Origin of the sequence: Pedobacter sp. GSP4 (genome assembly GCF_051857575.1) — a bacterium.
Lineage (GTDB): Bacteria > Bacteroidota > Bacteroidia > Sphingobacteriales > Sphingobacteriaceae > Pedobacter.
Window position 1 is genome coordinate 55,864 of record NZ_JBPZIR010000003.1, and the last position, 24,288, is coordinate 80,151.

The window sequence follows — 24,288 nt, forward strand, 5'->3', positions numbered from 1 at the left end:
TCATCTTTAAAAAACCTATTTTACCGTAAACTGATAAACACCTGAATCTGATGTATTGCCTTCGGCATCTCTGGTGATAACCTTCCAATAATAGGTGTTTTTTGATTTCACTTCTATATCTGAAAATTTAGCTTCTTTTAAATTGCTTTTTATCAGGTCGGGTTTGGAGTTTAAAGAAAAATAAAGATCATAATCGATTATATCATTGTCTACGTCACTACCTTTCCATTCCAACGAAATTTTATTATTGGCTGGTTCAACAACAGCTGCCATTAGCGGACTAATAATTTCGGCAGGAAAAGGAGCGTAGGATACTGTTCCGGGCCCAGCATTATAAAACTTTCTTAACTCGCTTTGGGCCGTTTCGTTAACGGTTTGAGATTTGGATACAACATACCACGAATAGGGGGTGTTCCTATCAAGTGTCATTTCTAGTTGTAAATCGGCAGTAGTTTTATTGATAGTCTGATTGCTTAAAAGATCCCTGACAAAAAGCTCATAACTATCAGCGTTGGCCGCCTTCTGCCACTTAAATATAATGGCGCTTTTGGTTGCCGAAACAATTGCACCAGAAGTACAGGCTTCGTTTTGTGCCGGAAACAGTAAAACAGTTTTTTCGGGCAATGTTGATTTTTCCTTTTCCTCATCGTCCTTTTTGCAATTGACCAAAAGTACAGCCATAGCGAAAAAGTATATTAGTTTTCTCATTTCTTAATTACTTTATAAATAGATTTTTCACCATTATCAGCTACAAATTTTAGCAGATAAATTCCAGGCACCAGTTTATCAACAGCCATTGAAATAAACCCATTGTTTGAAACATATTTTCCTTTTAAAACAGCAATGCCAATCATATCCAAAATCTCGATATCCACTGTCTTAATTTCCAGATTGGGCAACTTAAGCGTTAACTGATCAACAAAAGGATTGGGATAAACAACATTATTATCGCCTGCTTGGAAGATTGTTTTATTGTAAACCCCTTGGCATAACTTATCGGTACTAACCTGTAGGTTATTTTCTCCAGCCTTTAGCGGCAGGTCTATCTGGCTACTGCCTGTTTGATAAGATTTACCATTAAGCATAATAGAATAGTTTTTCCCTCCAGAAAGCTGGAGCAATAACCTACCATCATTTCCTACCGTGCTGTAAACCGCTAAATCTTTTGGTTCCGTAATCACTAAATCATAACATTGGTTAAATGTCGGTTCGTTAGCCAACGTAATACATAAACTATAGGTTCCTGCAACAAGGTTTCCGATATCTAACTTATTATTAAAGGTATAAGTACTATTTATTGATCCGCTCAGCGTAACGGTATAGTTTAATTCTTTTGTCGATGTGATGCTGATTGCCCCATCGTTGCTTGTTCTACAACTTTCGCCTGTAACTTTTAAAGAGAAATTATTGGAGGGAAGAGAAAAAATTACATTTACAGCAATACTTCCCGAACTAGCATTTACCGATTTATAGGTAGCCACTACCGCATATAAACCTGTTTCTTTTGCCTCATAGCTGGTATTAACTGCACCTGATATTGCAACCCCATTCTTTGTCCACTGATAACTATATTCGGCCATTGGTGTTACCCTAAGCTCCACCCTTCCTCCTGTAACAAAAGTGGTGGCGCCTAGCGCATTAATAATTGGCTTGGCAAGGTGCACAAAACCTGGATAAATAGCGGTTCCGCCTTCGGTGGTTAATGATACATCTCCGCTCTGACCTGCACTAACGGTTGCTATTATCTTTGTATCAGAATACCTTATAACAGATGCAGCTGGTACCCCACCGAAAGTTACCGAAAGACCGTAAAGCCCAAAATTCTTTCCAGTTATGGTAATGGGAGTTCCTGTTATTGCTGCATTTTGACTCAATGAGGTAATGGTTGGAGGAGGGGCATAGGTAAATGTCCCTAAAGAACTATTTCCATTTTGGCTTTGAACCATAACATCACCACTACTCATGTTTGAGCTTAGTACTGCTGTAATTATTTTAGGGGAAACTATTTTAAACGAGCTAACCGGCTGGCCTCCAAAAGTTACTCTGGTCACTCCATCCAGGTTTTTGCCGGTAATGGTAACTACGCTCCCTGCGTATCCGAAATTTGGGGAGAACGAACTTATAGTAGGGAGCGGTATAATCGTAAATCCTTCTAAGCTAACTGTACCTCCAGTTGCCTTAATGAACACTGCTCCCGAGCTGGCGTCCGATCCTACTACAGCCTCTATATAATCACTATTGTTAACCCTAAAAGAGCTTGCCGGAACATTACCGATACTTACCTCCTTAACTAGATAGAAATTTGAGCCCCTGATTACCACGGTAGCGCCAGGTTTGGCAATTGACGGCGTAAATGAAGTGATGGTTGGTGGACCAATGATTGTAAAGGATGGATACCATGTTGCCTGTCCTTTTGCGGTGGTAACTACCACAGGCCCACTTGCTCCTTTTCCAACAACAAAATTAATCACTGTTGAAGAAACCACGGTATACGAAGCTACATTTTGGCCGGCAATAGTAACAGCAGTTACATTTGTAAAACCACTACCATTTATTGTTATCACCTCGCCCTCACCACCGAACATGGGAGAGAAACTGTACATTACCGGGGCTATTTCGTTATAGGTAAAGCCAGTTAAACTTGCTGCCCCCAAAGGGGTCACAACTTTGACTTCTCCTGTTGCGCCCAAACCAACATTTGCCCTAATAGATTGAGGGGACACAACTGTAAACTTTTCGGCCTCTACGCCTCCAAAGCTAACGCTAGTGGCACCAGTAAAACCTAATCCTTGTATTAAAACCTCTGTATTTGCAGAAGCTGCTTTTGGTGTAAATGAAGCAATACCAACGGGATCGACCTTTGCATTTTTATATATAGAAATAGAATTTACCTTATAGTTTAAATGGGCAATATCTGTTCTACCATCATCATCAAAATCTGCAGTAATTATTCCCCTCGGTCCCCCATTAGTCTTATAATCAACATTGCCCGCAATCATAAATTTATCAGCTGTTGATAAATTTCTATGGATGCTAAACATATCGCTTTCATCAATGCTAGCCGTATAATCTATTTTGCCATCACCATCCAAATCGCCAACAGCATGGCTTATGGCTGGGTTATATAGGGAATAGCTACCATCATTCTCAAATTTAATATTCCCTTCTGTGCTTTTATTTAGTAAGAGTCGAAAATATCTGCCTTGGGTTATTACCAAATCCATTTTTTCGTCACCATTAATATCTACAATTGATACTACATCAGGTACCACAGTCATACCAGTATAGTTAGACAGGTTGGCTGGTACTTTAAAGGTAACCCCTCCACTGTTGGTCGTATTTAGAAATACATAATAACTTGGAGAACCTGCATTATTGCCGATGGCAATATCAACTTTGCCATCGCCATCTAAATCCCCAACGGCAAGCCCCCTGGCAATATTGGGAAGCGGGAGTGCCTGTTCTACATTAAAACTTAATGCAGCATCAGTTCCTATATTTTTTAATATTGTAATCGACTTATCATCTTTATTACTAAGGGCAAGATCAGTTTTTCCATCATGATCAAAGTCTCCAGATGCAAGGCTTAGCGGAACGTGTGGTGTAGCTATATCAAATCTGTTTAGAAAAGATATATTTCCCTTTGTACTGTTATTTCTGAAAACAGATATGGAATTGTTACCATTTGCGATTACAACATCCTGTTTCCCGTCACCATCAAGATCAACATCTAAAAAGTGATTGGCCCCGGTTAAAATTGAAAAATCCGATCTGGTAAAAGAAACCGTACCATTGGTAGTGGTATTCATAAACACTGAAATAGCAGCATTATTTAGGGTAACCAGATCAATTCTTCCATCTCCATCTATATCCGCAACAAAACTATCAGTAGCTTTTTCGAGAGCCGGAAAATCTGTTTTTTGGGCAAATGAGCTGGGCATAAATCTAAAATCAGCCTTACTTCCCTCAAAAGTATTGATGAATGGCTTAGCAGAATAAGCAACCAATTTGTTTTTGACCACCGATATTGGTCGATAAACGCTTCCGGCAGGAACCTTTACAGTGATGCTTGTAGAAGATGCAGAGATGATTTCTGCCTTTACACTTCCAAAATATACCTGATTATCAGCTGCTGTGCTACCAAAGTTATCACCGTTAATTATTACGGTAGCACCTACAATACCTGAAGCCGGACTAAACGATTTTATTTCAGGAGGTACCTCGCCAGGCTGATCATATATATAAACAAAGCCATCTAATGTACCTGCCCCCTCAGTACCAGTAACCGTTACAGTGCCCGAGCCGCCTGCGGCTATTTTGGCAACAATAGTTGTAGCAGAAGTTACGGTGAAAGAGCTGCATACAATGCCACCAAACCTAACATCGGTTACACCAGTAAAGTTCTTTCCTGTTATAGTCACCTCGGTTCCTAACCTAACATTGTTGGGCGAGAAAGAAGAAACAACAGGTAAATTGCCAATTACTCTTTTGTTAATAATTTTTACGATGCAGCCAGTTTGAGCAGAAGTTAAAACTGCGATATCGGTTATTCCGTCTTTATCAAGATCTGCTACAGAAATTCCAATGGCATGTGAGCTAATATTGATTGCTACCGGAGGCATAAAAGAGCCAATATTAATCACTCCGCGCTCAGAACTATTTCTCAAAATGGAAATCGTGTTTTCAACCCAGTTGCTCACTATTAAATCCGGTTTTCCATCACCATCAATATCTCCGCTTTCCATATAACTTGCTCCATTGGCAACTGGAATAGTTACCCTCCCAGCGAGCGAAGATGCATTTATAGTTCCAACAGTACTCTTATTGTAAAATAGTGCAATCCCCTCATTGTTACTAGCTGCAATATCCGGTTTGCCATCGCCATCAAAATCATCGACAACAACACAGTCAACTCCTGCTACATCGAATAAGACCTTTGGAGCAAAAGAATTCACATCTATAGTATAGTTTTTTATTGTATTTCTTAGGATAGATATACTTCCGCTTCCATTACCTACAACCAGATCTTGTTTCCCATCTCCATCAATATCAGCTATCCGCACAAAAGCCGGACTACTACCAACTTCAAAGTATTGGGCGGTAGCGAAAGAGTATCGGTCAATTGTACCCTTCAAACTTTTATTCCATAAAACATTAATAAATTTTCCTCCATCACCATAGGGATTTTGGGGGCTGAGACTATTCTCTGCTACTATAATTTCAGGTTTACCATCACCATCCAGGTCTCCTATGGCCAGAACTCTGGGCCCAGGAGCACTACCAAATTCAACTTGATCCATAAAACTACCGCCAGCAGAAAGATTATTTCTATATACCGATAATGATTTGCCATAGTTATTCCCTACCACAATATCCAGATAGCCATCAGCGTCAAGATCGGCTATTGTTACTCCTTCAGGCTCATAATCAGTAGCTTTTGTATAAGTGGCTTCATTAACAGCTCCATTCATATAAATACCAACCGTATGATTTCCACGATTAGAAAGTACATAATCCATGATGCCATTATTATCTAAATCCGCTATAGCCATCGACTTTGATTCTCTGCTATTTCCAAAGGAGGAAAGAATACTAAAATCCTTTTTTGCAATACTCTTTTTTGTAGGAAAGATAGGTATAAAAGGTTTTGAAGAATATCCGATAAGGCTGGTATTGATATTTAAAACAGAAATCGGCTGGTGCGAAGCCCCTGCAGGAACAACTGCTTTTATCTGCGTTTCGGAGGCAGCAGTAATTTGTGCTTTAACACCCCCAAAAAATACGATGTTGCTTGCAGCATCTCCAAAATTTTTTCCGGAGATGGTTATGGTCGATCCCATCTCGGCTGCAATTGGCGAAACCGACTGTACCAAAGGCGGTTGAGCTACCCGGTTAATAAGCAAGCTTAAATTATTGTTCTCTATATGCTGGATAAAAATATCCGGATAAGGATCGAAACTAAATTTGCCAATTACCAATAATTTGGGGGTTCCGCTAACTGATAGATTTACATGTTCAGCCATCCTGATCTTGTTTTCATCCGGATTAAATAAATTCCTTTTTACTCCAATGTACTTTCCGCCATAGGCAAAAACAATATCAGGCCTGCTGTCACCATCAATATCTGCAATTTTTACAGAAGTAATATACTCAGATGAAGTATTGCCAACAATATCAGTCCGGCTCTTAAAAGAAATATCCCCAACGGAGCTATTTTCAAATACCCACATTCTATTCTGGTTGTAGTTGTTAGTCGCGTCGGCTAAAATAATCTCAGGCTTTCCATCCTGATTGAGATCGCCAACTGTTGCAACGGTGGCATCATTGGATCCATTGAGTACAATCCGCTGCGTGCTAAATACTACATTATCGGGTATAGATTTATTTTGAAGAATGAACATCTCAGATGATTTTCCACCAAGAATCAGATCTGGCTTGCCATCATTATTTAGGTCTTCTGCAAGAATATAATCTGGAGATAAGTTTTGATAGAAATCTCTTTTCGGAACAAAAGCATTGGAATCAAAAACAGTACCTGTGTATTGGTTCTTTAAAATAGTGAGAAAACCTCCCGCACTTCCGGTAACAATATCAGGTTTACCATCCCCATCTGCATCAAATACAGCCAGCGAAATTGGGGTTGCCGCTGTAGAAAAATCTACCTTAGGTGCAAAAGATGACGCGGTAATATTAGCCCCTGAGGTAGATTGATTAATTAAAACAGAAATCGTACCGGCTACTTTGTTTACCGTAACCAGATCTAGCTTGCCATCCATATTAACATCGGCAATTCTTACCATTTGTGGCCCTGAACCAGTTGCAAGGGCAACACGAGCATTATAAGCGAAACCATTTGGGCTTGATGTTTTGTTATTATAGATAAAAATAACGTTCAGGTCGCTATAACAGGAAACCAATTCGGGTTTACCGTCTCCGTCTAAGTCGCCGGCATCTATGCCCGCAACAGTTGAAGGGGTAACAACACCTTTATCGATTGCTATTGTCGGATCAAAAAAATCAGAAGAATTAAATTTATTGTTTGAATTAAATGCCGGGATAAATGCATTACTAGAACTAGCCTGTAAACCAGTTTTAGTATTTAAAACAGTGATCTTATTCAATTCTGCTGTTTTGGGGACAAGCACTGTAAGCTGCGCTTTGCTAGCTGAAATTACGGTTGCCCTTATTGAGCCGAAAAACACTTGATTGGCCGATATTTGGTCAGAGAAGTTAATTCCAGTAATCGTTACCGTTTCGGCTTCCTTCGCCGCTATTGGTGAAAAACTAGTAATTATGGGCGCCTGAACAATATCTTGGGCAAAAAGGCAGGTTAGGGAAAATAAAAATACGGTAAAGAAAACTAATATAAATCTTTTAATCATTGAGAGCCAGGATGTAATGTTAGCCCAAAAATAATTTATTAAATCATATTATTTAATATTTTAAGAAATAAAGCGAATAATTACCAACTATTTTCGTACAAACACTTATTGTTTTAACAACAATTTTAAAGCCTCGCATATTTCTTCACCATATCATCAATAATCTTTGCGGTTTCATCTGGGAAATCAAATTCGTGCTGCTGAGGGTTTTCTACCCACTGTTTAATAACAGGCAGCCAGTTGCTAGAACTTCCCCAAATAACAGGCAGGCCAAACTGTTTTAGGGCATAGGCATTACATTGCTGCTCAAACTGGAAACGCATAGGCGCAACCAACAGTTTTTTCTTTAGGTAAAGTGCTTCAGCAGGTCCTTCAAAGCCTCCGCCCGTAAACAGGCCCTCACAGGTGGCCAGACTTTTATTAAATTTTTCGTTGTTAACCGGCTCTACAAAAACATTAGCTTCCTGATAAGCCACCTTACTGTGCTTAGAAAAAACCTCCCATTTAATATTTGGAATCTGCGTTAGCAGTTTTACCAATCGCTTATCATCAATAGCCGGAAGATACACAGTATAATGACCTAAGTTTACACTTTCGAGGTTTCTGATCTCTGCCCTGATTACCGGCGTGTGGATAAAAGTATCATAACGGTCGAAATGGAAACCAATGTGATATTTAGTGGGTGCATAACGGCTTAAAATAAGCTTACCCCAATCTAAAGTTTTTGGCCGTGGCACTTTTTTAGATTTAAATGCCGCCTGATGGCTCAGCGAAACACATTCTATACCCTGCAGCTTACAGGCCCATGCGCTTACCGGTTCAAAATCGTTAACAATTAAATTATAATCTTTAAGCGGAAGCTGTTTCATGTCTTTTCTGAAACGGAAAAGATTCATGTTCAGCCAGGTTTTGAAATGGTCTACCCCGCCTTTTTTACCAAAAATAAAACTGAAACCATGCAATTGATATTTCACCGGCTGGCTCAGTTTAACATCAGCCTGCGTTCCGCTGACCAAAATATCCAATTCGCCATATTTCTGCAGCAAGGGGATAATTTCCCGCGCTCTACTGATATGACCGTTTCCTGTTCCCTGTATTGCGTAAAGTATCTTCATTTATGCCCGAATATCTAAAATTATTGGGCAATTTCATATTTTATATTCTGTAAAAGAATATTTATATCCAGTTTGCTTTTCAAATCTTCCGCATCCGATAGAATTCCTTCATCTAGCTCATCCTTGGTAAAATGCTGGTGTTCATACTTAAAAACCGTCCACTCCTGGTTTATATACTCCAAAGCAGTTAAGCTTTCTACCCAATCGCCGCTGTTTAAATATGTAACGCTGCCATCCTCGGTTTTAATGTCCCTTTTTTCGGCCTGATGGATATGACCACAAACCACATAATTATAGCCTTTTTCGATGGCCAGTTCTGCTGCAGTTTGCTCAAAACTATTGATGAATTTAACAGCATCTTTAAACTTGGCCTTTATTTTTTTCGAGAAACTCATTTTTTCCCTTCCAAAAGCGGTAAGCACCCAGTTAACAAAACTATTGATGAGGATCAAAGTATCGTAACCAACTGCACCCAACTTGGCCAGCCATTTAGAATGCTGCATGGTTACATCGAAAACATCGCCATGGAAAAACCAGGCTTTTTTACCGTTCAGTTCGAGAATCAGTTTATTTTGAAGATGAAAGCTACCCATTTCCATTCCGTCGAATTTCCGCAGCATTTCATCATGATTGCCCGTTAAATAATGAACCTGAACGCCCTCGGCTACAAACTTCATCAATTTGCGGATAACCTTCATGTGCGATTCGGGCCAGTAGCTTTTACTAAACTGCCAGATATCGATGATATCGCCATTTAAAATCAATGTTTTTGGTTTAATGCTTTTCAGGTACTTCAACAGTTCCTTAGCGTGGCAGCCATAGGTGCCCAAATGTACATCGGAGATTACGACTACATCGACATTTCTTTTATCCATAAACGGGAAATTTTAGGGGGAAAAATCTTGTTACCGCCTGAGTAAAGCAGTTTAGAGGTAAACCAGCTATTCTACCATTCCTCTTCCTCATCGAGTTTTACCTCAAAGGGGCTAAAGAAATAAAGTACAACAATTAATAAACACACGGCAAAAAATGATTCTAACATATCATCTGATTTTACAATACAAAGGTAAGACGCTGTTTATCAAACAAATGTTACGGCATTGTTAAATTATTATGGTATTTGCAAAAGTATGTTAAAATGACGCTTAGCGGTTAATTGGTTCACTTGTGATTGGTAAAGCAAACTGCCAATTGAGAACCGCATATTGATTAAGCGGTTAATTGTATAAATTGGTTAACTGAACCGATAGCGTTATAGAAATAACAACCTCGGAGGGGCTGATAATCCCTTTAAAACGCATTCATGCTATTTTGGAAAGCAATAACATCGCTTTTCGGCATCTACAGTCCCGCCCTGCGCTTCAAATCCTCGCCCTCGTAACCTCGGGCTGTGGGTTTTAGGCTATGGTCGCGTTTAGGTGGCAAAGCCCGTGGTACTATTTAAGGTTTTATAGCACACGCCAAACAAACCTTTGTTCATAAACCTGGCAGAGCGGTTAGCCCGCAGTGAAGCGTAGCGAAACGAGGACTATAAGCGATGACAGGGCGGAAGCAGCTATGAAACACGGAACCGTACATTTTCTAAAAAAGCCGTCATCCCAACCGCACATTGCCAAGTGGAACAAACCGTAATCTCGACCAGAATTTCACTACCAAAAAACAAAACCCCGCAAGATTAAAATCCTACGGGGTGTAAATCTATTCTATAAAGAAACCCTAAGCTTTAACTGCTTTCTTTTTCTTCTTCTCTTCGCTATAAAATCCAAAACCCAGTCCGGCCAATAATAAGATCGATCCGGCTAGAGAAATCTTCTCGCCTGCGTAGTAAGCTGTTGGGTGGAAAATGAATTCCAGTTTATGGTTACCTCCCTCTAACTGAGCTGCGCGTAAAACATAATCGGCTCTAAAATATGGCTTCTCAACACCATCGATGTACATTTTCCAGCCCTTGTTGTAATAAATCTCCGAGAAAACGGCAATTACATCTTTAGCTGAAGAATACTCGTAAGTTAAATGATCAGGGTTGTAATTGGTTAATTTAATAAAGCCTTCCTGTCCTGTACCTAAGCGTTTGGTATCAATCATGTTTTTAAAGCTCTCATCAACAATGGCTTCTTTTTTGGCATCGAAACTGCTAATCGCCTTCATTTCTTCGTCGGCATTTTTAGCATATTGAACACTTTGTACAAACCAGGCATTACCTGCAGCGGTAGGGTTACGCTGCATTTTGTACGATCCATTTTGAGGATCCTGTGTAATGATATATTTGGTATTCAACATATCCAAAACATCCTGGTTAATGCTTTTGGTTAATTGGTTATCAACCAGTTCCTGAAAACGTTTTAACCTAGCCGAGTGGAAACCACCAACTGTTTTATGAAAATAAGACGTTTCTGCACTTTTAAACGGATCGCCCAACGATAAGTCGAAAACCCTAAAGTTCGGATCTTTATCGGCCGAAATGAAATTATCCACATCCCTTGGTTGATAGTGGTTATTGAGATCCGATTTACTTACAAAATTCTGGTTGTTTAAATAACGACGGTCTACCTGCCATAAATCGATCAGAACAAACAAAGCCAATAAGCCAAAGGCCAATTGCATATTCATTTTTTTGGTGATAAAAGCCCAGGTAATACCAAATCCAATTGCGATAAACAATAATGTACGCAAGGCATCGGCACGGGCCAAAGCCACACGGTCTGAAACAATGGCATTCAAAATTTCCATTGCCGCACCTCTGTTATTCTGCAGTGTTTGCGTTAAGGCATCCAAAATTTGCGGCTGGTTAGCCTGTGTAAAGCTGAAAAACGCTGTTGGCAATATGGCAACAATCAAGGCGAAGCCACCTGTAATACCTGCAGACCAGGTTAAACGCTGAACCAGATACTTTTGGTCGTATTTACCATCCTGCGCTTCCTTAATGGCCAAAACAGCCAATAATGGAACAAGGAAACCAACAACAGCCAATATCGATTCAACTGCTCTGAATTTGTTATATCCAGGCAGGTAATCGAAAAATATATCCGAAATTAGCGGGAAGTTCTGTCCGAATGATAAGAATAAAAGCAAAATGCTCGTTCCTAAAATCCACCACTTCCAACGGTGTTTTACGATGAACAATCCAAAAACAAACAGGAAGCAGATAATAGCCCCAAAATAATAAGGACCTGATGTACCCGGTTTATTTCCCCAGTATTGGTTGGTTCCCAAATTCTGGGCCACATAACCTATCGCCTGTCTTGGATCTACACCTTGAAGGTTTTTTTCAACCGCTTTATAGGTATTGCTTTCAGGTTTGATAATTTCGTCGATACTGCTCGCACCACCATAAATATTTGGAATCAAGAAAGAGAAACTCTCTCCAACACCCTGGCTCCACTGGTATGCATATGCTTTATCCAATCCATTGGCAGGCTCTGCTTTATCGGTTGTTAGGTTAGATTTACCACGGATAGTTTCCTTACCATACTCATAGGTTGTCCATAAAGTACCAGCGTTTACCAATACCGCAAGCAAAATACCAGCAAAAATATAAGCTATAGATTTACCAAAAACGGCCAATTGTTTTGCCTTAAATGCATGGTAAAGTTCAATACAGGCCAAAATAAACAACGCCATAAATAAATAGTACGTCATTTGGATGTGGTTTGAACGGATTTCCAAAGCCATAAAAAGTGCCAGTAAACTTCCGCCAACCAGATAACGCCCACGGAGCGTAAGAATTATCGCCGCCAGAATAGGAGCGAAGAAGCCAATGGCCAAGGCCTTGTTGCTATGGCCCGCAGCAATAATAATAAAGTTGTATGAGGTAAATGCAAAGGCAATTGCACCGGCCGCAGCAAGCCACGGGTTTATTTTTAATACACAGAATAGTAAATACGCCCCTAAAAGATATACCAACACCGTGCCGACAGGATCAGGAAATACACCTTTAATTACGTCGATGCCATATGTGGTAATGTTTAATGGATACTGGACCCAAATCTGGTAAGCAGGCATACCACCAAACATCTGGTTAGTCCAAAGTGGCCCTTTGCCATCTTTTTCCTTAATATCCATAATTTCTTTCTGCATGGCTTTTGCCTGCAAAACATCGCCCTGCTGTGGCGCTTTACCCTGCAAAACAGGACTGAAGTAGGCAAAAGTTATGACTACAAAAAATGCAATTATGGCGAGGTGTATGCCATTTTTATTAAACCAGTTATTCATTAAGGTTTGTTTAAGTTTAAACGAACGTCAAAAATAAAAAATTGGGCGGTATAAAAAAGTAATAAATTAAATGCATGGCGAATAAAAAATTAGATTTGTAAGAGAGAATAAAAATTTAACCCATTTATGATGAGAAAGTTTGCAGTTACAGTTACACTTTTAGTTCTATCTTTTACTGCTTTTTCGCAGATTGTAAGCTTCAGTAAGGGAGAAATCAAACAGCTTAAAAGTCAGATCAAAAACAACCAAAACACTAAAAAATTATACACTGGTTTTGAAAAAGCTGCTTTAAGCTATCTTCAAGAAGTCCCAAACCCTGTTGATACAATCCGTACGGAAGGTTTATTAAAAGGCAACCCAAAGAAAGAGCGAACTAGGGCTGCGCTGGCCGATATGAATAAAATGTTTGTGCTCGCGTTACAGTACCGCTTAACTGATGATCAAAAATATTTGAACAAATGTGCAGAATTTCTGGGGGCCTGGGCCAAAGTTAACCGCCCTAACGGCGATCCGATTGATGATACCAATTTAGATAAGGGTATAGAAGCTTACGACCTGATTAAAGAAAATATTACAGCTGCAGATAAGAAACAGATTGGCCAGTGGCTTGCTGAAACAGCTTCCACTGAAATTAACAGTAAACGGATGAAGGCTGGATGGGCCACAGCGGTTAACAACTGGAATGCGCACCGCCTTAAAGTAGTTGGTGAAATTGGTTATGCATTAAACAACCCTGACTTTATTAGTTGGACCATCAACAACCTTAAAAGCCATATCAACGTCAATCTATATGCCGATGGCACCAGCCTTGATTTTAAGGAAAGGGATGCCATGCACTATCATATTTATGATTTAGAGCCCATGCTCAGGTTAGCCATTATGATTGATAGGGCAAAGGGACCAAATTTTTATGCTTACGAAAGTGAGAAAGGATCGTCTGTAAAAAAATCGGTAGAATGGCTGATTCCTTACATCAACGGCGAAAAACAGCACGAAGAATACGTGCACACTACCGTTAAGTTCGACCGCGATAGGGCAAAAAACAATGAACCCGGATTTGCTCCCGGAACCATGTTTAAGCCCGATTTAGCCCTGCCTGTATTAAAGCTTGCCGTATATTTTGATAGCGGACAAAGCAACCTGTTAAAAAAGATAAATGGAGCTGAGGAGGATTGGCAGATGGTACTGGATAATATACAGCGGGACAGTAGGCAGCTTTCAAAATAAATAAAGTTTCAATAATTTTTGAAAGTTTAAAAATAACTTTATATTTGTGTATGGAATTGGCAGCAGCAAAATTAAAATTTATAGAGGCTTGGGGCAAATTAGGCTCTGAATGGGGAATTAACCGTACCATGGCCCAAGTTCATGCCCTGTTATTGATCTCTCCAGAAGCACTTACCACCGAAGAAATTATGGAGGCCCTAAGTATTTCGAGAGGAAATGCAAATATGACCCTCCGCGATTTGATTGGATGGGGTTTAATTGAAAAGCAGCACAAAGCCGGCGAACGCAAGGAGTATTTTTTTGCGGATAAAGACGTATGGAATATTTCGCGCCAGGTAGCCAAAGAGCGTAAAAAAAGGGAATTGGAACCTGTTTTAAAGGTTTTAAATGAACTATCAAATGTAACGGGAGATGAGAAAGACCCCGAATACAAAACTTTTAAAAAATCGGTAACGGATATTAATAAGCTTGCAAGCAATGTAGATAAAACTTTAGAAACGATGCTTAAAGCGGAAGAAAGCTGGTTTTGGGGATCGGTATTGAAAGTATTTAAGTAGATTGGAGACATGAGATTGGAGACTGGAGTAGCAAGACAGGTTTAATTCAAACCTCATACCATAATAAAAGCCTTACACATCATTCGGCTTTATTTTTTAATACAAACTTTCAATTTTTACTGAAAATATTAAAATTAACATAACATGAAAACGCTTAACAACCATGTGATTTTATTCGACAATGAATGCCCGATGTGCTATGCTTATACCAAAGCATTTGTAAAAACAGGTTTACTGGCCAAAAACAGTCGCGAAGCCTACCAGAACATGCCACAGGATATCTGCCCTTTGGTAGATAGGCAAAGAGCAGCCAACGAAATTGCCCTTGTAAATACTGAAACCGGCGAAGTTACCTATGGTATTCAGAGTATATTCAAAATTATTGCACATGCCATGCCTTTCTTTAAACCCCTGTTTTTGTTCAGTCCATTTATTTACCTTATGCATAAATTTTATGCCTTTATTTCATATAACCGCAAAGTAATTGTCCCAGCTGCTGTTAAAGAAAACACCTTTCAGCCCAGCTTTAAAATCCATTACCGGATTGCCTATTTGCTTTTTACCTCGCTGCTTACCGCCTATGTGCTCACAGCATATGCACACCTGCTTACCGATTTTGTACCCTTTGGTGGGCAATACAGGGAATATTTTATTTGCGGAGGACAAATGTTTTTCCAAGGAGCCATTATCTGGGTTCATAGAAAAGAAAAATTATGGGAATACCTGGGCAATATGATGACCATTTCTTGTGCTGGCGCTTTTGTTGCTACCAATCCTTGTTTTGGCAAAATATTTCAATATCCCTTCGACAGTTATAATAGGCTATTTTTTAGCCGTTGCCGGATTGATGTTTTTGGAACACCTGCGCCGGAGTAAAATATTAAAACTAGGTATACTGATGAGCATCACCTGGGTAATTTACCGCTTAATCGTTTTGGGATTAATATTAAATTTTTAACATGATGCGTTATAATAAAATTATCCTAGCGGGAGGAAATGGTTACTTAGGAACCGTGCTAGCCAAACACTTCAGTTTGCTTGCTGATGAAATAGTTATACTATCCAGAAAACCAGGTATGGATACCCGTAATATTAAAACTCTTATATGGGATGGGCAACAGGTTGGCCAATGGGCCGATAGTTTGAATGGTGCCGACCTATTGGTTAATTTGTGCGGTAAAAATGTAAATTGTAGGTACACCCAAAAGAACCGGGAAGAAATTATCAATTCAAGGATTATACCAACCCGGTTACTTGGAAAAATAATTGCTGAGCAGGAAAATCCACCTAAACTTTGGATCAACATTACTTCTGCCACCATTTATCGCCATGCCGAAGATCGTCCTCAGGATGAAATAAACGGCGAAATCGGAACCGGCTTTTCTGTTGAAGTTTGTAAAGCCTGGGAAAACAGCTTTTTTAAAACCGAAACTCCAAAAACCAGAAAGATTGCCTTGAGGATGGGAATTGTTATTGGCAGAAAAGATGGCGCTTTTCCACGCTTGCTCAACCTGGTTAAATTAGGAATGGGCGGAAAGCAGGGTAATGGTGAGCAATATGTAAGCTGGGTTCACGAAGAAGATGCTGCACGGAGCATACTGTGGCTGTTCGAGCATCCAACTATTGAAGGGATTATCAACTGTACAGCTCCAGCACCTGTAAAAAATCATTTCTTCATGCATGCGATCAGACAGGTGTTTGGAATGCCCATAGGTTTACCCGCTCCGGCATGGCTATTGGTCATAGGCGCAAAAATTATCGGCACGGAAACGGAGCTGATTTTAAAAAGCAGATGGGTTAAGCCTACGCTACTTCTGAAAAGCGGTTTTAAATTTAAATATCCAAAAATTGATGTGGCTGTCCTACAGATCTTGGATCCGGAAGTTTAAATTGATAAGTATCCACTGGTTAGAACTATAAAATATTAAAAGATGCCAACCATTAAGCTAACAACCCTAATTAATGCGCCTATAGAAAAGTGTTTCAATTTATCCAGAAGTATCGATCTGCACGTTAAATCGATGAAGAGCAGCAACGAACAAGCTATTAGTGGCAAGCAAAACGGGTTGATATCGCTCGGGGAACAGGTTACCTGGCAGGCCAAACATTTTGGGATACCTTTTAAAATGACAAGCAAGATCACCTTTATGGAGGCCCCTACTTTATTTATAGATGAAATGATCAGCGGTCCATTTATAAAGCTCCATCACCAACATCTATTTAAAACCAAAGGTACTCAAACAGACATGACTGATGTTTTCGAGTTTCATGCACCATTTGGTATTCTTGGCGAGATAGCAGAACAATTGTTTCTTAAACGCTATATGGAGATGTTATTGATTGAAAGAAACTGTTTTATCAAAGCCGAGGCTGAACACAATCATAAATAAAAAACCCCGAAGCAGGTTCGGGGTTCAGTTTTATTTTACTTCTTCGTAATCTACAAAGTCGCCAAGTTTATCTGTTTTACTTTGATCAGGTTTTGGAGGCATGTAATCTATCGAAATAGAACCTTCGGGTTTCGACCGTCTCTGTTGTTGCTGCCCTGTGGCCTGGCTTTGCATTTTGCTTGCCAGGTTATTAAACAGCATTGGAAGTATCAGCCTGATCAGCATTCTGATTAGCCAAAGTACCAATATGGTGATGAAAATAAATTTTACTAATGCCATTCTTTAATTTACTGTTAATACAAATATAGACGTCGCAATATTTATTTTGTTACTTTTTTAGCCTTTAATTGCAATTTGATTACAAATATAATACGCAAATAAGCCTATAAAGGTTTTAACCAAACTTTTATAAATTTCTCTTTGTTCATCAATTCATCTTCAGTGGTTATGATTTCCACCTCTTTTACCATATCGCTTGCGATGTAAAAATCAGCATAATTGGTCAATCTTCTTTGCTCGATAAAAACAGGCAGGTTCCGATACTTCTTTTTAATTTTGAAGTTTTTAAGTAAATCTTCCAATCCGTAAAGCTTCGACCCATTCTTTAAATTAATGATAACAGCCCCATTTTGTGCACTAGCCCCATACGTTGACGTAGCAGACACACCTTTAAGCACATTCATTGACTGAATGCTGGAAGGCTGGATATATTCTCTTACAATATCGCCATGCACTACAACGCCATTCACTACCCATAAGGGTTGGTTAGCAATTATCCCGGCCCTTGATGGCGCACAGATCCTAATTTTTTTTGGATCATAAGCTGTATCCTTTTCTGCAGGATTTCTATTAGGCTCAACTGATACCTGAGCCGATGCACTGCCAACAGTTACAAAAAATAAAAAACAGAGATAAATGTATTTCATCATTCTTCAACAATTTCAGCTACGCGGCCAACCTGACCATCTTCGAGCCTTACTTTTATCCCTCTTGAATGAAATGCTGAAGAAGTAAGCAGATCTTTAACGATACCGTAGGTAATGTTTCCCGATCGCTGATCTTTCTTCAAAATAATTCCAACTTCTAATCCTGGATAAATGTCTTTTCTGTTTTGCCCGTCCATTGTGCTGTATTGAGATGATGAATAAAACATCAAAATTCCATAATAATTTTGAATATCTATGGTAGTTTACTAAAATCTATTTCTGGTTTTTTACCCGTTGAGGTTCTGGTGAATATTTTTCTTGGCGTTGTGTAATCATTAAAAAAACCACCGTTCTTTAAATAAAATGCGCCTTTATCTATTCCTCCCTGATAATCCAGCCTGTAACCTTTTGCACCGGTATTATCGGTGGTAAAACGGGCCGATTTTAATTCAGTCCAGGTTCCCTTATCATCGCATATCCATTGGTTATCAAATAAAACCTTTCTTGATAAATCGCCCTGCACAGGCGAAAAGTTCTCCAAAAAAGAATGGAAGCGCTTTAAATACGTTTTGGTCTGCGGCCTGGTAAAACTGGCTATCAACTGCCATTTATTGCTTTCGGGCGCAAAAAAGTAAGCGGTATAGGTGGTTAGGCTATCTTTTCCGGGTACACCATGAAGCAAAAATTTATAGGTATTTCCGGCCTTCCACATGTAATTTAAATAACTCTGTCCGCCGGATCCTTCGTTTCCAAACTCTCCGGTATGCACATTATCTCCTTTTTTAAGCATTTTAATTTTATGCGATTCGGGTATACTTTTAGGATCATCTGTGTTGAATGGGCTCCAAACAGAAAAAAGGATATGCCTTTCAGTCGGACTGTTTACCTGCATACCAAAATATCCTTCACCAAAACCATTGGCCATAAAATAAGAGCCTAAAATATCTTCGCCTTTTGGCACCGTTACTTCGTTATAATACCACTCTGCGTTAAGGTTTTCGGGCTGTTGGTAATTTAAGTGAACAGAAGGCCCACGTCGGCCCCAGTGAAAAAAGTTGCCTTCGTTATTTTTTACGTAGGCAGTTTTACCTTCAATGGCTGTTCCAGTAAGGGCCAAATTCTGTATTGATGGAAACTTGCTTCCACTTTTACTTATCCCTTTAATGCTTAATGCAACATAGCCGGTATCCTTAACGGTCCATTCGCCAATTTTGCCATCAAAGGCTTTGCTGTCATCAAAGTTTATTTTTTTTGGTTGGTTATTGATGGAAAACTCCAATGTGGATTGGCCATCGATTAAAGGTTTATCGCTTAAAGAAACCATTATGGTACCAGGCTTAGAAACCCTGAAATAGACTGTAAAGTATTCTTTTTGATCAGACCAGTTTACAATGCCCCGGTTAGACAGGGTTCTTCCGGCATCCTGGTGCAGGGAACTGTAGGCATTACCGCCGAGTGGAAGGGTAATTGTGGTAGCATTTTGGGCATAGGTTTTTAGCCCCATAGCGCTGAGTACGATCAGCGTTACTAGTTTTAAAGATTTCATTTGATGATTTTTAGATAACTTATTGAATTACAATTCTAGCGCTAATTATCTAAAAACCATTCATTAAAACCAAATCGTTACTTACCGAATTTCTCGTTAAACATTTTCTCCAGGGCAAACATTTCATCACGCAATTTTGCGGCCTGTAAAAAGTCCATATCCTTTGCGGCTTTCTGCATATCCTTACGGGTATTGTCAATTGCGCGCTGCAGCTCGGCCTTACCCATATACTGCACAATTGGATCGGCAGCGATACTGATTTCGGCATTTTCTACATAGGCTCTTGCTTTGTTATCACTGGCTTTTTGAGAGAAATCGAGCACAGAGGTTTGCTCCAAAATTGCCTCGCGCGATTTGCCTACGGTTTTTGGCGTAATGCCATGCTCCAGGTTATAGGCTATCTGTTTTTCCCTACGTCTGTTGGTTTCATCAATTGTTTTTTCCATGCTGTCGGTAATGCCATCGGCATACATAATTACACGGCCCTTATCATTACGGGCTGCACGGCCAATGGTTTGGATCAACGATTTTTCGGAACGTAAGAAACCTTCTTTATCGGCATCCAAAATAGCCACCAATGTTACTTCTGGTAAATCTAAACCTTCACGCAGGAGGTTAATCCCAACCAGTACATCAAATTCGCCCAAACGTAAACCACGGAGAATTTCTACCCGTTCTAAAGTTTTAATTTCGGAGTGTATGTACCTGGTTTTGATGTTTAAGCGGTCCAGATATTTGGTTAGCTCCTCGGCCATACGCTTGGTTAAGGTGGTTACCAGAATACGTCCACCATCTTTAATGGTAAGATCTATCTCATCCAACAAATCATCAACCTGGTTAATTGCCGGCCTGATTTCGATAACTGGATCTAATAGTCCGGTAGGCCTAATAACCTGCTCTACCACTACGCCTTCCGATTTTTCCAGTTCGTATTCGGCAGGTGTTGCACTCACATAAATGGTTTGTGGGGCAAGGGCTTCAAATTCGTTAAAGTTTAGTGGCCTGTTATCAAGCGCAGCAGGTAAGCGGAAACCATATTCTACCAAGGATAGCTTGCGCGATCTGTCTCCACCGTACATGGCCCTGATCTGTGGAACGGTAACATGGCTTTCATCAATTACCATTAAATAATCTTCCGGGAAATAATCCAATAAACAGAAAGGGCGCATACCGGGGCTTCTTCCATCAAAGAAACGCGAATAGTTTTCGATACCGGAACAATAGCCCAGTTCTTTCATCATTTCGATGTCGAAGTTGGTCCGTTCTTCCAGCCTTTTGGCTTCCAACAGGTGCCTGTCGGCAATTAACTGGTTTTTACGGATTTCCAGTTCTTCCTGAATGCCCCATATAGATGAATTGAAACGGTCTTTTGGGGTAACGAAAAGATTGGCGGGATAAATGGCCATATCTTCCATTTTCTCTAGTGTTTTACCCGAAACTGGATCAATTGCAGAAAGTTCTTCAATATCATCGCCGAAAAAAGAAATGCGGTATGCATGATCCAGATAGGCCGGATAAATATCAACAGTATCTCCTTTAACCCTAAAGGTACCCCGCTTAAACTCTGTTGTGGTACGCGAGTATAAAATTTCTACCAAGCTGTGTAAAAATGCGTTTCTCGAAATACGCAGTCCAACGCCGAAACGGAAAACCATTCTGGAAAAATCTTCAGGGTTACCCATACCATAAATGCAGGAAATGGATGAAACCACAATAATATCACGGCGCCCACTCATTAAAGAAGAGGTGGTGCGCAGGCGCAATTTCTCAATCTCCTCATTAATGCTCAGATCTTTTTCAATGTAGGTATTGCTCGATGCGATAAAAGCTTCAGGCTGATAATAATCGTAATAGGATACAAAGTAATTTACCGAGTTTTCGGGAAAGAAATTTTTAAACTCTCCATAAAGCTGGGCAGCCAATGTTTTGTTATGACTTAGAATCAAGGTCGGCTTTTGGGTCTGCTCAATTACATTGGCCACGGTAAATGTCTTTCCAGATCCCGTTACGCCCAACAGGGTTTGATAGTGTTCGTTGGCATTTACGCCTTCCACCAATTGTTTTATGGCGCTAGGCTGATCTCCGGTGGGTTGATATTCTGAGGTGATTTTAAATTTCATAGGGCTAATCAAACTTAATTAAAATTGATCTTTAAATCAATTTTAATGTTTTCTCCTCCGCTCATAAAATATAAACGAATGGGAGGAAATATACGGTTTAGGCTGCAAAGTGTAAACAGGCAAAAGTCAGGAAAGTTGGAAATGGCTTGATTTTACAATTGAATAGTATTATGGCAATGGATTTTATCGGAAAAATCAAACATGCCTTTAGCGCGATTAGAGGATTTACTAGGTTGATTTGTATATCTTGATCATTATTGTCCTTAAAATAATTTTGCCCAAAATCCAATAAAAAATCCCCGCTGAATTTCTTCAACGGGGATTATTAGAACATTTCGCTACGCTTCATCCGATAGCTATCGGATGAAGCGTAGCGAAATGGAGAGATCCATTTAGATAGATTTCTCCACTACGGTCGAAATGACGCTAGTATTATTACTTTCCTGCTGCTTGCTGCATTGGGTTTTTACCCACAGACTGGCCTCTTACAGCACCGCCAGCTTTCATTTTGTAAGCCTTAAACTTGCTTTCTTTTGCCTTACCGCCCCAAGCGTTATTCGCTGTATCAATATCGGCTGTTTCGCGCAATGGATCGACTAAAATAGATTCTACTTCTTTGTCTTTTACATAAAACTTAGAAGTCTTTAATTCGTTATGTCTCCAGATCTGAGCCGGGATACGGTCAATTTCTTTAGTACCATCTTTGTAAGTAAACTCCACAATTATAGGCATTACCAAACCACCTTTGTTGCTAAAGCTTAACTCGTACAGGAATTTGTTTTCGTATTTACCCTGATCGGCTGATGCAACAACTTCAACGGGCGCGCTCATTTCCATTTTGGTAGCCACCGTGGTATCAATTGAAACCATTCCTCTATCGTATTTATAATAAAAATCCTGTGCTGCCGTATTTTTATCTACGTAGAAACTGATTTTTTTATCCTCACGGTTTCTGATTTTTGAAATATCCTCAAAAGCATTTACAGCTGGTTTATCAATTTTTACCATTCTTGATCTTGCTGCAGGAACTTCTTTAGGGAAATCGGCCTTTGCAAATTTCACACTATCCAGCGAGATATCGCATGGATCGGTACCATAAAACCAGCCTCTCCAAAACCAATCCAAATCTTCGCCACTGGCATCTTCCATTGTACGGAAAAGATCAGCAGGTTCTGGGTGTTTAAATGCCCATCTTCTTGAATATTCTTTAAAGGCATAATCAAAAAGTTCCCTGCCCATAATGGTTTCGCGCAGGATATTTAAACCTGTAGCTGGTTTTGAATAGGCATTCGGACCAAAACGTGCAATATTTTCAGAATTGGTCATAATCGGTTCCAATTCATCTTTTGGCAGTTTCATGTAATCAACAATGGTATAGGCCGGTCCTTTTTTGCTTGGAAATTTGTTATCCCAAAGTTCTTCGGTTAAATACTCCACAAAAGAGTTTAACCCTTCATCCATCCATGTCCATTGGCGCTCATCGCTATTTACAATCATCGGGAAAAAGTTATGCCCAACTTCGTGTATAATTACGCCCAACATGCCGTTCTTGGTGCTTTCGCTGTAAGTTCCATCAGCATCTGTACGGCCGTAGTTGAAACAGATCATCGGATATTCCATTCCATTGGCCGCTTCGATACTCTGTGCAACGGGATATGGGTAAGGAATGGTAAAATCAGAATAGGTTTTAATGGTATGCGCTACTGCACGGGTAGAAAATTTGCTATACAGATTATAAGCTTCTTTACCATAAAAACTCATACACATTACCGTATTGTTATTGGCCTGTATTTTTTGAGGCATGGCATCCCAGATAAACTTACGCGAAGAAGTCCAAGCGAAATCGCGCACATTATTGGCGTTGAAAACCCATGTTTTTTTGGCTGTAGATTTTTTGGTTTCAGCAACCTTTGCTTCTGCCAAAGTTTGGATTTCTACTGGTGCAGCAGCAACTTTTGCCGAGTTGTACCTGCTTAATTGGGTAGGGTTTAAAACAGCACTATAGTTGATACACTCACCTGTCGAACCCACCAAGTGATCGGCAGGAACGGTCATCTGTACCTTAAAATCGCCAAAGGTTAGGGCAAACTCGCCCCTTCCGGTAAACTGGTGGTTCTGCCATCCCTGAAAATCGCTGTACACACACAAACGCGGATACCATTGCGTCATGGTAAAAAGATAGTTGCCATCAGCTGGGAAAAACTCGTAACCGCCACGTCCGCCAACGCTCATCCTGTCGGTAATTTTATAGTTCCAGTCGATATTGAATATCAGTTTCTGACCAGTTCTTAAAGCCACTGGCAAATCAACCCTCATCATGGTTTTATTTACCGTGTATTTTAAGTTTTTACCTGTTGCATCGGTTAATTTGGTAATGTTAATGCCATTGCCGTTGTTTCCTTTTGCACTAAGCTGATCTAAAGTTTGTATAGTACCTGTAGCAGGCATTTTTGTGGCATCCTGATAGTTTGCATTTTTATCGGTGCTATGCTCGTTTTCATCCAGCTGTAGCCAGATATAGGTTAGCGGATCGGGAGAATTGTTGGTATAGGTTACCGTTTCCGATCCGGTTAACAGCAGGTTTTTTTCATCAAGCTCACATTTAATATTATAATCGGCACGTTGCTGCCAATATTTTACCCCTGGTGCACCACTGGCAGTACGTTGCTCATTTGGTGTAGGTAAGATGGTGCCCAATTGCTCAAATTTATTTCCGTGGTTGCTACCAGGATTATTCTGAGTATTTTGTGCCATTGCCAAGCTGCCCGAAAAAAGCAGAAGGCCGGTTAGCGTAAACAGTTTATTCATCATAT

The 24,288-nt window shown here is 39.9% G+C and carries 16 protein-coding genes; 5 read left to right on the forward strand and 11 right to left on the reverse strand.

From position 1 onward, the window contains the following. Positions 1 to 15 precede the first annotated feature (15 nt). From ACS5PU_RS07425 to ACS5PU_RS07445, 5 genes are all read right to left on the reverse strand, one after another. A complete protein-coding gene (locus ACS5PU_RS07425; RefSeq protein WP_439458652.1) occupies positions 16 to 708 on the reverse strand; it encodes a hypothetical protein in 693 nt (230 codons plus the stop codon). After that, on the reverse strand, positions 705 to 7,382 hold the full coding sequence (locus ACS5PU_RS07430) for an FG-GAP-like repeat-containing protein (protein ID WP_439458653.1): 6,678 nt from the start codon (positions 7,380 to 7,382) through the stop codon (positions 705 to 707). Before ACS5PU_RS07430 ends, ACS5PU_RS07425 begins: the two co-directional genes overlap by 4 nt. A 125-nt stretch (positions 7,383 to 7,507) precedes the next feature. Continuing rightward, the gene (locus tag ACS5PU_RS07435; RefSeq protein WP_439458654.1) at positions 7,508 to 8,497 is read right to left on the reverse strand and encodes a glycosyltransferase family protein; all 990 of its coding nucleotides are present in this window, start codon (positions 8,495 to 8,497) and stop codon (positions 7,508 to 7,510) included. 20 nt (positions 8,498 to 8,517) lie between these two features. Beyond that, positions 8,518 to 9,372 carry a UDP-2,3-diacylglucosamine diphosphatase gene (locus tag ACS5PU_RS07440; protein ID WP_439458655.1) on the reverse strand — a complete coding sequence of 285 codons (855 nt, stop codon included), beginning with the start codon at positions 9,370 to 9,372 and terminating at the stop codon, positions 8,518 to 8,520. A gap of 841 nt (positions 9,373 to 10,213) precedes the next feature. Then, a complete protein-coding gene (locus ACS5PU_RS07445) occupies positions 10,214 to 12,709 on the reverse strand; it encodes a YfhO family protein (protein ID WP_439458656.1) in 2,496 nt (831 codons plus the stop codon). Positions 12,710 to 12,835: 126 nt separating this feature from the next. On the opposite strand from ACS5PU_RS07445, the gene ACS5PU_RS07450 reads away from it, so the two are divergent. From ACS5PU_RS07450 to ACS5PU_RS07470, 5 genes are all read left to right on the forward strand, one after another. Further along, positions 12,836 to 13,936, forward strand: coding sequence for an alginate lyase family protein (locus ACS5PU_RS07450; protein ID WP_439458657.1), 1,101 nt, complete (start codon positions 12,836 to 12,838; stop codon positions 13,934 to 13,936). Positions 13,937 to 13,986: 50 nt separating this feature from the next. Next, positions 13,987 to 14,493 carry a GbsR/MarR family transcriptional regulator gene (locus ACS5PU_RS07455; protein ID WP_439458658.1) on the forward strand — a complete coding sequence of 169 codons (507 nt, stop codon included), beginning with the start codon at positions 13,987 to 13,989 and terminating at the stop codon, positions 14,491 to 14,493. Between the two features lie 144 nt (positions 14,494 to 14,637). Beyond that, positions 14,638 to 15,369 (forward strand): DUF393 domain-containing protein, encoded by a 732-nt coding sequence (locus tag ACS5PU_RS07460; RefSeq protein ID WP_439458659.1) that lies wholly within the window; start codon positions 14,638 to 14,640, stop codon positions 15,367 to 15,369. Between the two features lie 83 nt (positions 15,370 to 15,452). Next, positions 15,453 to 16,382 (forward strand): TIGR01777 family oxidoreductase, encoded by a 930-nt coding sequence (locus ACS5PU_RS07465; protein ID WP_439458660.1) that lies wholly within the window; start codon positions 15,453 to 15,455, stop codon positions 16,380 to 16,382. Between the two features lie 132 nt (positions 16,383 to 16,514). Continuing rightward, positions 16,515 to 16,883 carry an SRPBCC family protein gene (locus ACS5PU_RS07470; protein WP_439458661.1) on the forward strand — a complete coding sequence of 123 codons (369 nt, stop codon included), beginning with the start codon at positions 16,515 to 16,517 and terminating at the stop codon, positions 16,881 to 16,883. A gap of 30 nt (positions 16,884 to 16,913) precedes the next feature. Here ACS5PU_RS07470 and ACS5PU_RS07475 read toward each other — a convergent pair whose 3' ends face one another. The 6 genes from ACS5PU_RS07475 to ACS5PU_RS07500 form a co-directional block, all read right to left on the reverse strand. Beyond that, complete coding sequence (locus tag ACS5PU_RS07475; protein ID WP_029278588.1) at positions 16,914 to 17,162, reverse strand: DUF4834 family protein; 249 nt, start codon at positions 17,160 to 17,162, stop codon at positions 16,914 to 16,916. Between the two features lie 104 nt (positions 17,163 to 17,266). Next, positions 17,267 to 17,812 (reverse strand): hypothetical protein, encoded by a 546-nt coding sequence (locus ACS5PU_RS07480; protein ID WP_439458662.1) that lies wholly within the window; start codon positions 17,810 to 17,812, stop codon positions 17,267 to 17,269. Continuing rightward, a complete protein-coding gene (locus ACS5PU_RS07485) occupies positions 17,809 to 18,006 on the reverse strand; it encodes a YwbE family protein (RefSeq protein WP_439458663.1) in 198 nt (65 codons plus the stop codon). Before ACS5PU_RS07485 ends, ACS5PU_RS07480 begins: the two co-directional genes overlap by 4 nt. A gap of 56 nt (positions 18,007 to 18,062) precedes the next feature. Further along, the gene (locus ACS5PU_RS07490; protein ID WP_439458664.1) at positions 18,063 to 19,355 is read right to left on the reverse strand and encodes a DUF3472 domain-containing protein; all 1,293 of its coding nucleotides are present in this window, start codon (positions 19,353 to 19,355) and stop codon (positions 18,063 to 18,065) included. A 77-nt stretch (positions 19,356 to 19,432) separates the two neighbouring features. Next, positions 19,433 to 21,475, reverse strand: coding sequence for an excinuclease ABC subunit UvrB (gene uvrB, locus ACS5PU_RS07495; RefSeq protein ID WP_439458665.1), 2,043 nt, complete (start codon positions 21,473 to 21,475; stop codon positions 19,433 to 19,435). Between the two features lie 435 nt (positions 21,476 to 21,910). Next, positions 21,911 to 24,286: a M1 family metallopeptidase gene (locus ACS5PU_RS07500; protein WP_439458666.1), complete on the reverse strand. Its 2,376-nt coding sequence runs from the start codon at positions 24,284 to 24,286 to the stop codon at positions 21,911 to 21,913. Between the last annotated feature and the right edge of the window lie 2 nt (positions 24,287 to 24,288).